Source organism: Stenotrophomonas sp. Steno-Z10-BAI, from assembly GCF_056393115.1.
On the sequence record NZ_JBWJOZ010000004.1, the window covers coordinates 56,975 to 71,358 of the forward strand.

Here is a 14,384-nt window from a genome sequence, read left to right on the forward strand (position 1 = left end):
CAGCTACTGCCGCCGGCGTGTGAGGGGCGCGCGCGCCGGCGGTGGCGCGCTGTGTTGCGCGAGGTCTGCGCACGGGGGTAACGTGGCTGCAGGTCATCCGAGCATGACGCATGGTCTCGCCCCCTTGGGTCGGCCTGCCCACCGACAGCACGATGCTGGGCCATCACCGCTTCGCGGCGGCGGGTGAGAAGTACATCCGCGCGCTGGCCGAAGCGGCCGGTGTTACCCCGGTGCTGCTGCCCAGCCTGCAGCCGCCGTTGCCGGCCGCGCATTGGCTGGACCGCCTGCACGGCCTGCTGCTGACCGGCGCGGTGAGCAATATCGAACCGCATCTGTATGCCGGGCCCCCGAGCTGGCCCGGCAACCGCCATGATCCGGCGCGCGATGCGAACGCGCTCTCCCTGTTGCATGAGGCGCTGGCCCGCGACCTGCCCGTGCTGGCGATCTGCCGGGGTTTCCAGGAATTGAACGTCGCGCTCGGTGGCAGTCTGCACCCGCGCGTGCACGCGGTGCCGGGCATGAACGATCATCGTGAAGACCCGGAGGCGCCGGTCGAGGTGCACTATGGGCCGGCGCATGCGGTCCAGCTGTGTGAGGGTGGTTGGCTGGCCGGCTGGGCCGGCGCGCCCACGGCACGGGTCAATTCCGTGCACGGGCAGGGCATCGATCGTTTGGCCGAGGGCCTGCAGATCGAGGCCGTCGCTGAGGATGGCCTGATAGAAGCCGCCCGCAGCACCGCGCATCGTTTCGTGCTCGGGGTGCAGTGGCATCCGGAGTGGCGGGTGGCCGACAATTCGTTCTATCACAGCATTTTTCACGCTTTCGGCGATGCTTGTCGCCGCAACTCTCTTACAGCAGACCGGTCATGACCACCCGAACGCGTTCGCGCAAAGCCGCCGCCCCCAAGCCTGTTCCGCAGGAGAGCACGCTGCTGCGCTGGCTCAAGGACCGGCGTATCACCGAGGTGGAGTGCCTGGTGCCGGATATCACCGGCAACGCGCGCGGCAAGATCATTCCGGCCGACAAGTTCTCCCACGATTACGGCACCCGCCTGCCGGAGGGCATCTTCGCCACCACGGTCACCGGCGAATTCCCGGACGACTACTACGAGCTGACCTCGCCCTCGGACTCGGACATGATCCTGCGCCCGGATGCCGATACGGTACGGATGGTGCCCTGGGCGACCGATCCGACCGCGCAGGTCATCCACGACTGTTTCACCAAGACCGGTGAGCCGCATGAGCTGGCCCCGCGCAATGTGCTGCGGCGCGTCCTCAATGCCTATGCCGAACTGGGCCTGCGCCCGGTGGTGGCACCGGAGCTGGAGTTCTTCCTGGTCCAGAAGAACACCGACCCGGATTTCCCGCTGCTGCCGCCGGCCGGCCGCTCCGGGCGTCCTGAAACCGCGCGCCAGTCGTACTCGATCGATGCGGTGAACGAGTTCGATCCGATCCTCGATCTGATGTATGACTACTGCGATGCGATGAAGCTGGACGTGGATACGCTGATCCATGAATCCGGCGCCGCACAGCTGGAGGTCAACTTCACCCACGCCAATGCGATGGATCTGGCCGATCAGGTATTCCTGTTCAAGCGCACCATGCGTGAGTCGGCGATGCGCCACGGCATCTATGCCACCTTCCTGGCCAAGCCAATGGAGAACGAGCCGGGCAGTGCGATGCATATCCACCAGAGCTTGCTGCGGATCAGCGATGGCAGCAACGTATTCACCGGCGAGCATGGCGGTGAGGATTTCAGCCCGTTGTTCGGCCATTACCTGGCTGGCCTGCAGAAGTACGTCCCGGCGGCGATGGCGTTTTTCGCTCCGAACGTGAACTCCTACCGCCGGCTGATGTTCGGCGAGGTTTCCCCAAGCAACGTGCACTGGGGCTTCGACAACCGCACCTGCGGGCTGCGCGTGCCGCTGGATACGCCGGAGAACATGCGGGTGGAAAGCCGGTTCGCCGGTTCGGATGCCAACCCCTACCTGGCCATCGCCGCGACCCTGGCGGCTGGGCTGCTGGGCATCCGCGAGCAAGGCTCCCCGACCGCGCCGATCAGTGGCAGCGCCAAGGAGCTGGGCTATGACCTGCCGCGCTCGCTGGGCGAGGCGCTGGACGGGCTGGAAGGCTGCCCGGAACTGCGCGAGATGCTCGGCGAGCGCTTCTGCCGCGCCTACGTGTCGGTCAAGCGCAAGGAGTACGAGACCTTCTTCCGGGTGATCAGCTCCTGGGAGCGCGAGTTCCTGCTGCTCAACGTCTGACCCGAGGCACCTGATCCGGCATGGCCGTGAGGGCCATGTGCTGGGAAAATGGGGGCATGCCCGGTAGGCTGGCACCCGTTGCGCCGGTCCGGCCGGTTCCCCCCAACTCGCACCTGACCTGTGGAGAGTCCGATGAAGCTGCGAATCCTCACCCTCGGCATTGCCGTATCCGTGCTGACCGCCTGTGGCGGCGGTGACAAGCAGGACGACGCCAAGGTGCTGAACGTCTACAACTACAGCGATTACATCGCCGAAGACACCATCCCGAACTTCGAAAAGGCCACCGGCACCAAGGTGACCTATGACGTGTTCGACAGTGATGAGATGGTCGAAACCAAGCTGTTGGCCGGCAACAGCGGCTATGACGTGGTGGTGCCAACGCTGAACTTCTTCGGCCGCCAGATCAAGGCCGGCGTGTTCCTGCCGCTGGACAAGAGCAAGATCCCGAACCTGGCCAATCTCGACCCGGAGGTGATGAAGCGCATCGCCCAGCAGGACCCGGGCAACGAGTACGGCGTGCCGTACATGATCGGCACCACCGGCATCGGCTACAACGTGGAGCTGCTCAAGCAGCGCTTCGGTGGCAGCACCGACATCGCCAACAGCTGGGATCTGATCTTCAAGCCGGAAAACATCGCCAAGATGAAGGACTGCGGGATCACCATCCTGGATACGCCGTCGGACATGATCCCGATCGCACTGCACTACCTGGGCGAAGATCCGCACAGCCAGGACCCGGTCACGCTGGAGAAGGCCGCCGCGCTGCTCAAGACGATCCGCCCGTACGTGCAGAACTTCCACTCCTCGCAGTACGTGGGCTCGCTGGCCAACGGCGGCACCTGCCTGGTGGTGGGCTGGTCCGGTGACATCATCCAGGCGCGTGACCGTGCAGCTGAAGCCTCCAATGGCGTGACCGTGGCCTACTCGATCCCGCGCGAAGGTGGCCCGCAGTGGTTCGACATGCTGGCCATCCCCAAGGATGCCAAGCACCCGGAGGCCGCCTACGCCTTCATCAACTACCTGCTGGAGCCGAAGGTCGCCGCGGCCAACACCAACTTCATCCATTACGCCAACCCGGTGACCGCGGCCACGCCGCTGGTGGACGAATCGATCCGCACCGACCCGACCATCTACCCGCCGGCCGATGTGGCGGCGAAGATGTTCACCTATTCGATCAACACGCCGGAAGTGGACAAGCTCTACACCCGGTTGTGGACCGAGGTGAAAACCGGGCGCTGACCGCCCCCGCGACGCCGGCCCCGCGCCGGCGTCGTCGTTTCAGGGGGTAGGACATGACGCGGCCACCACCGGTAAAATGGCATTCTCCCCCCGTCCCGCCGCCGCTCCCGGAGCCGCTGACCATGCCATTTGAAGCCAAGCCGGAAGGCGCGGTCCTGCCGGTCCTGGAACCGGGCTACCTGTCCATCCGCGCGCTGCGCAAGGAGTTCGACGGCTTCGTCGCGCTCGACGACGTCACCCTGGACGTGCGCAAAGGCGAGATATTCGCGCTGCTGGGTGGCTCGGGCAGTGGCAAATCGACGCTGCTGCGCTGCCTGGGCGGCTTCGAGACCCCCACCCAGGGCACCATCGACCTGGACGGCCAGCGCATCAACGCGCTGCCGCCGTACCAGCGCCCGATCAACATGATGTTCCAGTCCTACGCGCTGTTCCCGCACATGACGGTGGAGCAGAACATCGCTTTCGGCCTGAAGCAGGACGGCATGGCGCGTGATGCGATCAACCGCCGTGTCGGCGAAATGCTGGAGCTGGTGCAGCTGGGCAAGCTGGCCAAGCGCAAGCCGCACCAACTCTCCGGCGGTCAGCAGCAGCGCGTGGCGCTGGCGCGGTCGCTGGCCAAAGGCCCGAAGCTGCTGTTGCTGGATGAGCCGATGGGCGCGCTGGACAAGAAGCTGCGCTCGCAGATGCAGCTGGAGCTGGTCAACATCATCGAGACCACCGGGGTGACCTGCGTGATGGTCACCCACGATCAGGAAGAGGCCATGACCATGGCCACCCGGATCGCGGTGATGGATGCCGGCTGGATCCAGCAGGTCGGCAAGCCGGATGAAATCTACGAGCAGCCGGCCAACCGCTTCGTGGCCGAGTTCATCGGCTCGGTGAACCTGTTCGATGGCGTGCTCGATGAGGACCTGCCCGAGTACGTCACCGTGCGCACGCCGCTGTTCCCCGCACCGATCTACGTCGCCCACGGCATCACCGGTTACGAAGGCCAGCCGGTGGCGTTCGCGCTGCGCCCGGAGAAGGTGATGATCGGCAAGGACGAGCCGGCCGGGGATACCAACAAGGCCCAGGGCGTGATCGAGGAGATCGCCTACTTCGGCAGCCACTCGGTATTCCATGTGCGCCTGCCGAGCGGGGCCAAGGTGCTGTCCAACTTCGCCAATTCGCAGCGCTGGGCCAGCGATGGCCTGACCTGGGGTGACGCCGTCTGGGTGCACTGGCGCGACAACGACGGCGTGGTGCTGACCTCATGAGCGCGACCGGCTGGAAGCGCTGGCTCCCGGGCACGCGCGCCGGCGTGATCGCCGCGCCGTACCTGTGGCTGCTGCTGTTCTTCGCGGTGCCGTTCGTGATCATCCTGATGATCTCCTTCGCCCGCAGCCAGGTCGGCTCGCCGCCGTACACCTGGCTGCTGGAGTACGTGGACGGCGCGTTCTCGCTCAAGCTCAACCTCGGCAGCTACGCGGCCCTGGTCAAGGACAACCAGTACGCGCTGGCGTACCTGAGTTCGATCAAGATCGCGGTCATCTCGACCCTGCTCACGCTGCTGATCGGCTACCCGATGGCCTACGTGATCTCGCGGATGAGCCCGGCCGCGCGCAATGTGGCGATGATGCTGGTGGTGCTGCCTTCGTGGACCTCGTTCCTGATCCGCGTGTATGCCTGGATCGGCATCCTGGACCGCAATGGCCTGCTCAACCAGCTGCTGCTCAAGCTCGGCCTGATCGATGCGCCGCTGCAGATCCTGTACACCCCGACCGCCGCCTACATCGGCATCGTGTACTGCTACCTGCCGTTCATGGTGCTGCCGCTGTACGCCAATCTGGTCAAGCTGGACAACCGCCTGCTCGAAGCCGCCTACGACCTCGGCGCCAAGCCGTGGCAGGCCTTCGTGCGGATCACACTGCCGCTCTCGCGCACCGGCATCATCGCCGGCTGCATGCTGGTGATGATCCCGGCCGTGGGTGAGTTCGTGATTCCGGAAATGCTCGGCGGGCCGGATACGTTGATGATCGGCCGCGTGCTGTGGGGCGAGTTCTTCAACAACCGTGACTGGCCCACGGCCTCGGCGGTGGCGATCGTGATGCTGGCCCTGCTGCTGGTACCGATCCTGCTGTTCAACCGCATGCAGCAGCGCGAGCTGGAAGGAAAGCTGGCATGAGCATGGTGCGCAGCAACCGCTGGTTGGGCTGGAGCCTGCTCGGGCTGGGCTTCGCCTTCCTGTACCTGCCGATCCTGTTGTTGATGGTGTACTCGTTCAACGCCTCCAAGCTGGCCACGGTATGGTCGGGCTTCTCCACGCGCTGGTACGGCGAGCTGTTCAACAACCGGCAGATCCTGGACGCGCTGTGGATCAGCCTCAAGGTCGCGTTCTGGACGGCCTGCGCGGCCACCGTGCTGGGCACGATGGCGGCGATGGTGATGACCCGCATGCGCCGCTTCCCGGGCAAGACCGTGTTCGGTGCGTTGATCACCGCGCCGCTGGTGATGCCCGAAGTGATCCTGGGCTTCTCGCTGATGACCCTGCTGGTGGCGATGGGCGGCATTCCCGGTTTCCCCAGCCGCGGCGTGACCAGCATCTGGATCGCGCATGTCACCTTCACCCTGTCCTTCGTGACGGTGGTGGTGTCCTCACGCCTGCAGGAGCTGGACCGCTCGCTGGAGGAAGCCGCGATGGATCTCGGCGCGAGCCGGTTGAAGGTGTTCTTCCAGATCACCCTGCCGATCATCGCCCCGGCGCTGGTGGCCGGCTGGCTGCTGGCGTTCACGCTGTCGCTGGATGACGTGGTGATCGCCAGCTTCGTGGCCGGCCCGAACTCGACCACCCTGCCGATGAAGGTGTTCTCCTCCGTGCGGATGGGCATCAAGCCGGAGATCAACGCGCTGGCCACCTTGATGGTGCTGGCGGTGTCGATCGCGGCGGTGGTGGGCTGGTACATCACCTCCCGCGCCGAGAAACGCCGCCAGCGCGACATGCAGATGGCGCTGCAGGACCCCAGCTGAACGTCATCCCGATCCGGCAACATCCGGATCACGGGGCCGGGCGCACACTACGGGTCTGACTTTTGGAGACCCGCGATGACCGCTGACATCATCAATCCCGCGACCGGCCAGGTCACGTATCGCCATGAACTGCTCACCGCCACGGAGGTCGAGCAGCGCCTGGCCGCGGCCGCCGAGGCGTTCCCGGCCTGGTCAGCGCGTTCGCTGCAGGAGCGCGGGGCGATCCTGCGCGCCATCGCGGCCCAGCTGCGCCAGCGCAAGGGGGACATCCAGCAGGCGATGACCACCGAGATGGGCAAGCTCAAGGGGGAAGCGCTGGGTGAGATCGACAAATGCGCCGAGGCCTGCGAGTTCTACGCCGATCACGCGGCCGACTACCTCAAGCCGCAGCTGATCGATACCGAGGCCCAGCGCAGCTACGTGCGCTACGAGCCGATCGGCTGTGTGTTCGCGGTGATGCCGTGGAACTTCCCGATCTGGCAGGTATTCCGTTTCCTTGCGCCGGCGTTCATGGCCGGCAATGTGGCGCTGCTCAAGCACGCCAGCAACGTGCCGCAATGCGCCGACCTGATCCTGGCGGTGTGCCGCGATGGTGGGCTCCCCGAGGGCGTGTTCGATGTGCTGCATATCGACAACGACCAGGCCGCCGAGGTGCTGCGCGACAAGCGGGTCAAGGCGGTCACGCTGACCGGCAGCGAGCGCGCCGGGCGGTCGATTGCGGCCAATGCCGGTGACCAGCTCAAAAAGTGCGTGATGGAGCTGGGCGGCAGCGATGCCTTCGTGGTGCTGGACGATGCCGATCTGGACAAGACGGTGGCCGCAGCGGTGAAGTCGCGCTTCGACAACAGTGGCCAGACCTGCATCGCGGCCAAGCGCTTCATCGTGGTCGATGCGATCGCCGATGCGTTCGTGGAGAAGTTCGTCGCCGCCGCCGGCAAGCGTGTCTACGGCGATCCGCAGGACGAGAAGACCACGCTCGCGCCGATGGCGCGCGCGGACCTGCGCGACGAGCTGCACAAGCAGGTGCAGGACAGCATCGCCAAGGGCGCCACGCTGCTGCTCGGCGGTGAGCCGGTAGCCGGCTCGCATGCGGGCTACCCGGCCACCATCCTGGACAACGTGACGCCCGGCATGCCGGCCTATGACGAAGAACTGTTCGGCCCGGCCGCCGCGATCCTGCGCGTCAGCGATGACGCCGAAGCACTGCGCGTGGCCAACGACACCACCTTCGGCCTGGGCGGCAGCGTGTGGACCACCGATGCGGCGCGCGGCGAAGCCATCGCCCAGCAGCTGGAATGCGGTGCCGCCTTCGTCAACGCCATCGTCAAGAGCGACGTACGCCTCCCCTTCGGCGGCAGCAAACGCTCCGGCTTCGGCCGTGAACTCGCCGAACATGGCATCCATGAGTTCATGAACATCAAGACCGTTTACGTGGCCTGATGCCATGAACCGGGTAGTGCCGGCCGCTGGCCGGCTCACGCCCATGCCCCGGACGGCCGCGAACATCAGATGAGGGTCATGCCACCGGAGGAGCCGGCCAGCGGCCGGCCTACCCGCCGTCGTGGCCAGCCGTCGCCCGCCGTAGCCAGCAACGGTCACCACCGTAGCGACCAACGGTCGCCTACCTACACCTACAACCAGCGCGCGCGCTTGAACAAGCGGTACAGCCCCACGCACACCGCACCGACGCCGATGATCATCGCCGGGTAAGCCCACGGCTTGTCCAGCTCGGGCATGTTCGTGAAGTTCATGCCATACCAGCTGGTGATCAAGGTCGGGGCGGCCAGCAGCGCCGCCCAGGCGCCCAGGCGCTTGACCGTCTCGCCCTGCGCCAGCGTCACCAGCGACAGGTTGACGCTCAGCGCGGTACCCAGCATTTCGCGCAGGGTGTCGATCACATCACTGATCCGCACGGCGTGGTCATGCACATCGCGCAGGTACAGCTTCACTTCGTCCGGCACCAGCTCGCCCTGGTAGCGCTTGATCTGCGAGAGCATGTCCTGCAGCGGTGCGACGGCCATGCGCATCTTGTTGAGCTCGCGCTTGAGCTCGTACAGCCGCACCACGGTCTGGCGCTTGTAGTTGTCGGAGAAGATGTCCTTCTCCAGCAGCTCCAGCGTGTCGCGGTAGCGCTGGGTGATCGGCAGGTAGTTGTCGACCACGAAATCCAGCACCGCATACAGGCAGTACGACGGGCCCATCGTGCGCAGCAGCTCCGGCTCGCGCTCCACGCGGGCGCGCGGGGCGGCATAGGACAGCGACGCGCCATGGCGCACCGTGACCAGGAAGCGTGGCCCGAGGAAGGCGTGGGTCTCGCCATAGCGGATCCGCTCGTCCACCATCTGCGCGGTGGTCACCACCACGAACAGCGAATTGCCGTAGGCCTCCACCTTGGGCCGCTGATGCGCATTGCGGGCGTCTTCGATGGCCAGCGAGTGCAGGCCGAATTCTTCCTGCAGTTTCAGCAGCACGCTGTCGTCGGGTTCGTACAGCCCCACCCACACGAAGCCGTTGTCGCTGGCGATCACATCGCTGATCGCATCCAGGCCGATGTCGTGGCGCTTGCCCTGGTCATCGTAGTGAACGCAGTTGATGACGCAGGCGGGGTTTTCAGGTGTGACGGTATCCATGGCGGGCATCGTGCGTCAGCGGCCCGTGACGGGCAGGTCACGGCGGCCCAGCACCCACGCCAGCGCCACGTGGATGGGCAGCAACAGCACGATCCACTGCAGGTTGTACTGCGCCTGCAAGGTCAGCCAATGCAGCACCAGGCCGAGCAGCGACACGCCGGCGACCGCCCACAGCACGAGCCGGAACCACGCGCGCGGCGCGCGGCCGCGCAGCAGGGTGATCGCAGCGGGAACGAGCAGCAGGCACAGCGGCGAGAGCTGCAGCAGGTTGCGGTTGGCCCAGGCGGCCTGGTGCGCACTGAAGCCCCACAGGTAGGTCAGCAGCGCGCCGCCGATCCCGCAGAACAGCCAGAACGGCAGCGCCAGGCCGCCAAGCAGGCGGCGCCGGCGGCGCAGTGCAACCACACCCGCAGCGGCGATCAGGCCGCACAGCAGCCACGGCCACCAGCTGCGCGGGGACTCGGTCGGCTCCGGGGCGATCCGGTGCGGCAGCAGTTCCTGCTCGGCCTGCACCAGCGGGCGACCTTCGCTGTTGCGCACCTGGCGCAGCGCATCGGCCAAGCGCATCGGCACGAAGGCTTCCTGCCAGCGCGACAGCGGCTGGTCGGCGAACGGGCCCAGGCCGATATCGAAGCCCAGCCACATCCACGGCGACGGCGAAGCCAGGCGCACCGATTCACTGCGGTAGGTGTTGCCGCGCGAGCGCCCGGACAGCTGCGAATGCAGCCCGCCGCCCAACGCGCCGTCGATCGCATCGCGGACCATGGTGGCGCAGTTGGCGGTGTAGTAATCGTAGTGGTAACGCGCGTTCTCGGGCTTGGCCCGCTCGGCCAGCGACGCGGCCAGGGTACGCGCCTGCGCAGGCGTCAGATCCAGCCACTGCACGCTCGCACCGCGGCCGCTCTCCTGGTAGTACGACAGGTCCTGCCCAAGCGGCAGCGCGACCAGGTAGTACATCATGTCGCCGCGCACGAAGTTGCCGATGAAATCGGACTCGCTCGGGTCGAAGTAACCGAAGTTGTACGAGGTGGCGTCGCCGGTGACCGGATCGACTACGACCAGTGCGTCATGTCCAAAGCGTTCAAAGAAGATTTCGCCCGGCTGCATGGTGACCACGCCGATGCGTGGCGCCTCGGCGGCAGGCGCCTCGGCGGAAGTGGCCGGGGCGGCATCCTGCGCGGCCATCGCCCCGAAGGGCAGGCTGGCCATCGCAAGCAGCGACAACACGAACAACAGGCGGCACGGCGACCACCGATTCAAAGGGGGCCGCATGGCGTGGGTCAATCCTCGTTGTGGGTGTCGGGCGGCAGCACGGTCACATGGAACGCCTGCACACGGCGGGCATCGGCACGCGCCACCCGGAACACGAAGCGGTCCAGGGTGAGTTCGTCGCCGGTTTCAGGCAGGTGCCCGATCGCCTCGGTGACCAGGCCACCGATGGTGTCGTAATCATCGTCGGGGAACGTGGCACCGAAGCGCTCGTTGAAATCCTCGATCGCGGTCAATGCATCGACCACGTACTGGCCGTCGGCCTGGATCGCGATCTGCGAGGTGTGGTCCTCGGCCTCGTCGTGCTCATCGTCGATCTCGCCGACGATCTGTTCCAGCACGTCCTCGATGGTGACCAGCCCGGCGACACCGCCGTACTCATCGACCACGATGGCCATGTGGTTGCGCGAGAGCCGGAACTCCTTGAGCAGCACGTTGAGCTTCTTGGCCTCGGGGATCAGCACCGCCGGGCGCAGCAGCTCACGGATGTTGGCCGGCCCGTTGTCGGCCACCACGCCGCGCAGCAGGTCCTTGGCCAGCAGGATGCCGAGGATGTCGTCCTTGTTGTCGCCGTGCACCGGGAAGCGCGAATGGCCGGATTCGACCACCTGCTTCATCAGGTCAAGGAAGGGGGCTTCGACCGGCAGGGAGACCATCTGCGAGCGCGAGATCATCACGTCGCCGACGGTGAGCTCGGCCACCGAAATGGCGCCTTCCATCATCCGCAGCGTGTCGGCGGCGATCAGGCCGTCTTCGTGCGCGGTGTGCAGTACCGCCACCAGCTCGTCGCGGGTGTGGGGTTCGCCGGAGAAGGCAGCGGTCAGGCGTTCGAGCCAGCTGCGCTTCTTTTCATTGTGCTCCTGGGTGGAGCTACTACTGTCGTCTTCAGACATCTCTGGAAAAAAAGGCACCCGGCGTGCCGGGCGTTGGATTTAGTCTATCAGGATGCGGGCGCCTGTCAGCGCCCGGCCGAGGGCGGATTCACGCCCGGCAAGGGGGCCGGGGCGGCGCCCGCCGGTGGGGTGTCTTCCTCCGGTGGCAGGTCCAGGCTGTAGGTACAGCCGGCCAAGGTCTTGCCGGGGTGGGATTTGACCGTGGACAGGCTCAGGATCACCGATTCGATCAGGGCCTCGCCGGTACGCGGGTCGGTGACGTCGCGGCTGACCAGCTCGCGCCCGGCCATGAACTTCGCCGGGGTATCCACACCGTCCTCCAGGGCCAGGCGCTTGGCCAGCGGGCGTGGGTCAGCCAGGTCCAGGATCGCCATGATGCTGGCGCCGGCCACCGTGATGTACTCGGCACGCTCGCCGAACACCGTGATCGGGGCGGCCAGGCGGAATTCGGTCATGAACTGGTTGGTCTGCGGCAGCGGCTGCAGGCCGTTGGCGACCGCCTTGAGCGGGTCGGCCACGACCGGGGCGACGGCATCGTAATCGCTCACGCTCTTGCGGCATTCAATCAAGGAGGGCAGGTCCAGCGGCGCCGCCTCGGCGAAGGCCGGGGTGGGCAGCAGGGCGAGCAGGCCCAGGCAGGCACATCGGAACGGGATCATCGGAACAGGTCCATCAACTAAGGCGTGCAGCGCACGGACGCGGCGACGATCATAGCCGGCACCGGCCGGCGGTGGCAGGCGTCAACGACGGCGGAACAGCCAGCGCAGGGTGGCGGAGAAGGTGACCACCGCGATTCCCGCCGCCCACAGCACCAGGGCCGCGGCAGCCAGATGCAGCGCGCCCGGCCCGTCGGCGGTGGCCGACAGTAGCGCGCGCCCGAACACCAGGGCGAATGCAGCGGCAAGGACGAACAGGAGCGCGACCTGCACCGGCCGCGCGTGGAAGGTCGATGACTGCGCCGGGGAGGCGCCGTCGCGACGTGACCAGCGATACAGCGTGCGCCAGCCCAGCGGCGCCACCAGCGCGGCCGCCAGCCCCGACCAGATCACCACGCTCAGGCCGGCGGCGCTGAGGGTCGCTTCGTCAGCACCGGCCAGCAGATGCGGCAGGATCAGGCCCGCCACCACGCAGGTCAGCGTGCCCAGCACGAACACGCCGGCAGCCAGGCCGGCCAGACGTCCGGCCCATGCGGCGGACAAGGGGGCGCGTCGCTGCCGCGCCGCCCACCAGCTTCGCGCGGGCGCCAACGACAGCACGGCGATCACCGCCGACAGCGCAAGCATGCCCAGCTGCAGCGCGCCCGGGTCACGGCCGGCCGGCGTCAGCGCGGCGAGCCCGGGGGCACCGATCGCGGCGTACAGCAATCCCACCCACGACAGTGCGAGCAGCACGGGGCCCAGTACAGAGCGACGATCAGGAACCAGCATGGCGGCATACATCCTTGTATGGTTGAGCAATCAGTGCACGCAACGCAGGGGACGCTCAGCGTTCGCCGGCATACGGATCGGCAATGCCCAGCTCGGCCAGGATGTCCCGCTCGAGCTGTTCCATGGCGTCGGCTTCTTTCTCGTCCTCATGGTCCCAGCCGAGCAGATGCAGCACGCCGTGCACGGTCAGGTGCGCGTAGTGGGCGTTGAGCGCCTTGCCCTGCTCGTCGGCCTCGCGCGCGACCACCGGGGCGCAGATCACCAGATCGCCGAGCAGTGGGAATTTCACGCCCTTGGGCAGGCCCTCCGGCAGTTCGGCCGGGAAGCTGAGCACGTTGGTCGCGTAATCCTTGCCGCGGTAGTGCCGGTTCAAGGACTGCCCTTCCTTGGCATCGACCAGACGGATCGCCAGGTCGGCCTCGCGGATGCGGCCCTTCAGTGCGGCGGCCACCCACTTGCGGAAGCTCACCGCCGAGGGCAGGCCAGCCCGGGGCAGGGCGTAGCTGATGGCGACGTCCAGTCGCACGGGACCACGGGTCATGGGGTCGCTCCGGGTTGGACCTGCTGCAGATCGCGGCGGTCGTAGGCGCTGACGATGCGGGCCACCAGCGGGTGACGGACCACGTCGCGCGCTTCGAAGAAGGTGAAGCTCACGCCCTCGACATCACGCAGCACATCGATCGCATCGCGCAGGCCGGACTTCACGTGCTTGGGCAGATCGGTCTGGGTGAGGTCGCCGGTCACCACGGCCGTGGAGCCGAAGCCCAGGCGGGTCAGGAACATCTTCATCTGCTCGACCGTGGTGTTCTGCGCTTCGTCCAGGATCACGTACGCATCGTTGAGCGTGCGGCCGCGCATGTAGGCCAGCGGCGCGATCTCGATGACGTTCTTCTCCAGCAGCTTGAGCACTTTCTCCACGCCGAGCATTTCGTACAGCGCGTCGTAGAGCGGCCGCAGATACGGGTCCACTTTCTGGCTCAGGTCGCCGGGCAGGAAGCCCAGCTTCTCGCCGGCTTCCACCGCCGGGCGGACCAGGATCAGGCGCTGCACGCGCGCTTCATTGAGCGCTTCCACCGCGCTGGCCACGGCCAGGAAGGTCTTGCCGGTGCCGGCCGGGCCGATGCCGAAGTTGATGTCATGCGTGGTGATCTGGTGCAGGTAGCGGGCCTGGTTGGCGCCGCGGCCGCGCACGGTGCCGCGCTTGACCTTGATCGCCACGTCCTGGGCCTCGTAGGCGCGCTCGACCACATGCTCCACGTTGGCCTGGTTCAGCCGCAGGTGGATGGCATGGCTGTCGAACACCACGTCGCCGGCTTCGGCGTACAGCGCTTCGATCAGGGCCTGCGCATCGGCCACCACGGCCTTTGGGCCGGTCACGCGGAACACGTGGCCACGGTTGGCGATTTCCACGCCGAGTTTGAGTTCCACCTGGCGGAGATGTTCATCGAACGGACCGGCCATGTTGGCCAGGCGCTCGTTGTCTTCCGGGGTGAGGGTGAAGTCGCGTTGTGCGAGTGCGGTCATTGCGTCCGGCGGCCGCCGGTCCAGCCGACCGGGCCGCAAGCAGGGAAAGGGAGAACAGGGTAGCGCGGGTGTGGGGCTGCCGCTACAGCACCGGCGGAAAGTGGTTTTCCACAGGGGCTGTGCAATGCCGGTG

The 14,384-nt window shown here is 66.8% G+C and carries 14 protein-coding genes; 7 read left to right on the top strand and 7 right to left on the bottom strand.

The window, feature by feature from the left end:
* Positions 1-110: 110 nt before the first annotated feature.
* The 7 genes from AC06E9_RS11310 (at position 111) to AC06E9_RS11340 (ending at position 7,948) form a co-directional block, all read left to right on the top strand.
* A complete protein-coding gene (locus AC06E9_RS11310) occupies positions 111-869 on the top strand; it encodes a gamma-glutamyl-gamma-aminobutyrate hydrolase family protein (protein WP_478049887.1) in 759 nt (252 codons plus the stop codon).
* Complete coding sequence (locus AC06E9_RS11315; RefSeq protein WP_123728825.1) at positions 866-2,263, top strand: glutamine synthetase family protein; 1,398 nt, start codon at positions 866-868, stop codon at positions 2,261-2,263. The genes AC06E9_RS11310 and AC06E9_RS11315 overlap by 4 nt, the downstream gene beginning before the upstream one ends.
* Positions 2,264-2,395: 132 nt before the next feature.
* Entirely contained in the window at positions 2,396-3,502 is a 1,107-nt protein-coding gene (locus AC06E9_RS11320) for a polyamine ABC transporter substrate-binding protein (protein ID WP_121041627.1), read from the top strand.
* 122 nt (positions 3,503-3,624) lie between these two features.
* Entirely contained in the window at positions 3,625-4,758 is a 1,134-nt protein-coding gene (locus AC06E9_RS11325; protein WP_121041629.1) for an ABC transporter ATP-binding protein, read from the top strand.
* Entirely contained in the window at positions 4,755-5,666 is a 912-nt protein-coding gene (locus AC06E9_RS11330; RefSeq protein ID WP_478049886.1) for an ABC transporter permease subunit, read from the top strand. The genes AC06E9_RS11325 and AC06E9_RS11330 overlap by 4 nt, the downstream gene beginning before the upstream one ends.
* Positions 5,663-6,508, top strand: a complete 846-nt coding sequence (locus AC06E9_RS11335) for an ABC transporter permease subunit (protein WP_121041633.1) — start codon at positions 5,663-5,665, stop codon at positions 6,506-6,508. Before AC06E9_RS11330 ends, AC06E9_RS11335 begins: the two co-directional genes overlap by 4 nt.
* Positions 6,509-6,583: 75 nt before the next feature.
* Positions 6,584-7,948, top strand: coding sequence for an NAD-dependent succinate-semialdehyde dehydrogenase (locus AC06E9_RS11340; RefSeq protein WP_461770898.1), 1,365 nt, complete (start codon positions 6,584-6,586; stop codon positions 7,946-7,948).
* Positions 7,949-8,139: 191 nt separating this feature from the next.
* Here the strand turns inward: AC06E9_RS11340 and AC06E9_RS11345 are convergent, their stop codons facing one another.
* The 7 genes from AC06E9_RS11345 to AC06E9_RS11375 form a co-directional block, all read right to left on the bottom strand.
* Entirely contained in the window at positions 8,140-9,138 is a 999-nt protein-coding gene (locus AC06E9_RS11345; protein ID WP_121041637.1) for a magnesium and cobalt transport protein CorA, read from the bottom strand.
* A gap of 15 nt (positions 9,139-9,153) precedes the next feature.
* The gene (locus AC06E9_RS11350) at positions 9,154-10,410 is read right to left on the bottom strand and encodes a lipoprotein N-acyltransferase Lnb domain-containing protein (protein ID WP_461770899.1); all 1,257 of its coding nucleotides are present in this window, start codon (positions 10,408-10,410) and stop codon (positions 9,154-9,156) included.
* 8 nt (positions 10,411-10,418) lie between these two features.
* Positions 10,419-11,300 carry an HlyC/CorC family transporter gene (locus AC06E9_RS11355; RefSeq protein WP_121041641.1) on the bottom strand — a complete coding sequence of 294 codons (882 nt, stop codon included), beginning with the start codon at positions 11,298-11,300 and terminating at the stop codon, positions 10,419-10,421.
* Positions 11,301-11,365: 65 nt separating this feature from the next.
* Positions 11,366-11,959, bottom strand: a complete 594-nt coding sequence (locus tag AC06E9_RS11360; RefSeq protein ID WP_478049883.1) for a hypothetical protein — start codon at positions 11,957-11,959, stop codon at positions 11,366-11,368.
* Between the two features lie 81 nt (positions 11,960-12,040).
* Positions 12,041-12,727, bottom strand: coding sequence for a hypothetical protein (locus AC06E9_RS11365; protein ID WP_147433897.1), 687 nt, complete (start codon positions 12,725-12,727; stop codon positions 12,041-12,043).
* A 55-nt stretch (positions 12,728-12,782) separates the two neighbouring features.
* On the bottom strand, positions 12,783-13,268 hold the full coding sequence (ybeY, locus tag AC06E9_RS11370) for an rRNA maturation RNase YbeY (protein WP_121041647.1): 486 nt from the start codon (positions 13,266-13,268) through the stop codon (positions 12,783-12,785).
* Positions 13,265-14,251: a PhoH family protein gene (locus tag AC06E9_RS11375; RefSeq protein ID WP_176989570.1), complete on the bottom strand. Its 987-nt coding sequence runs from the start codon at positions 14,249-14,251 to the stop codon at positions 13,265-13,267. Before AC06E9_RS11375 ends, ybeY begins: the two co-directional genes overlap by 4 nt.
* Positions 14,252-14,384 lie beyond the last annotated feature (133 nt).

Bases quoted from the DNA above. Each gene is read 5' to 3' on its own strand.
- AC06E9_RS11310 (WP_478049887.1), top strand. From the start codon at position 111: ATGGTCTCGCCCCCTTGGGTCGGCCTGCCCACCGACAGCACGATGCTG.
- AC06E9_RS11315 (WP_123728825.1), top strand. From the start codon at position 866: ATGACCACCCGAACGCGTTCGCGCAAAGCCGCCGCCCCCAAGCCTGTT.
- AC06E9_RS11320 (WP_121041627.1), top strand. From the start codon at position 2,396: ATGAAGCTGCGAATCCTCACCCTCGGCATTGCCGTATCCGTGCTGACC.
- AC06E9_RS11325 (WP_121041629.1), top strand. From the start codon at position 3,625: ATGCCATTTGAAGCCAAGCCGGAAGGCGCGGTCCTGCCGGTCCTGGAA.
- AC06E9_RS11330 (WP_478049886.1), top strand. From the start codon at position 4,755: ATGAGCGCGACCGGCTGGAAGCGCTGGCTCCCGGGCACGCGCGCCGGC.
- AC06E9_RS11335 (WP_121041633.1), top strand. From the start codon at position 5,663: ATGAGCATGGTGCGCAGCAACCGCTGGTTGGGCTGGAGCCTGCTCGGG.
- AC06E9_RS11340 (WP_461770898.1), top strand. From the start codon at position 6,584: ATGACCGCTGACATCATCAATCCCGCGACCGGCCAGGTCACGTATCGC.
- AC06E9_RS11345 (WP_121041637.1), bottom strand. From the start codon at position 9,138: ATGGATACCGTCACACCTGAAAACCCCGCCTGCGTCATCAACTGCGTT.
- AC06E9_RS11350 (WP_461770899.1), bottom strand. From the start codon at position 10,410: ATGCGGCCCCCTTTGAATCGGTGGTCGCCGTGCCGCCTGTTGTTCGTG.
- AC06E9_RS11355 (WP_121041641.1), bottom strand. From the start codon at position 11,300: ATGTCTGAAGACGACAGTAGTAGCTCCACCCAGGAGCACAATGAAAAG.
- AC06E9_RS11360 (WP_478049883.1), bottom strand. From the start codon at position 11,959: ATGATCCCGTTCCGATGTGCCTGCCTGGGCCTGCTCGCCCTGCTGCCC.
- AC06E9_RS11365 (WP_147433897.1), bottom strand. From the start codon at position 12,727: ATGCTGGTTCCTGATCGTCGCTCTGTACTGGGCCCCGTGCTGCTCGCA.
- ybeY (WP_121041647.1), bottom strand. From the start codon at position 13,268: ATGACCCGTGGTCCCGTGCGACTGGACGTCGCCATCAGCTACGCCCTG.
- AC06E9_RS11375 (WP_176989570.1), bottom strand. From the start codon at position 14,251: ATGACCGCACTCGCACAACGCGACTTCACCCTCACCCCGGAAGACAAC.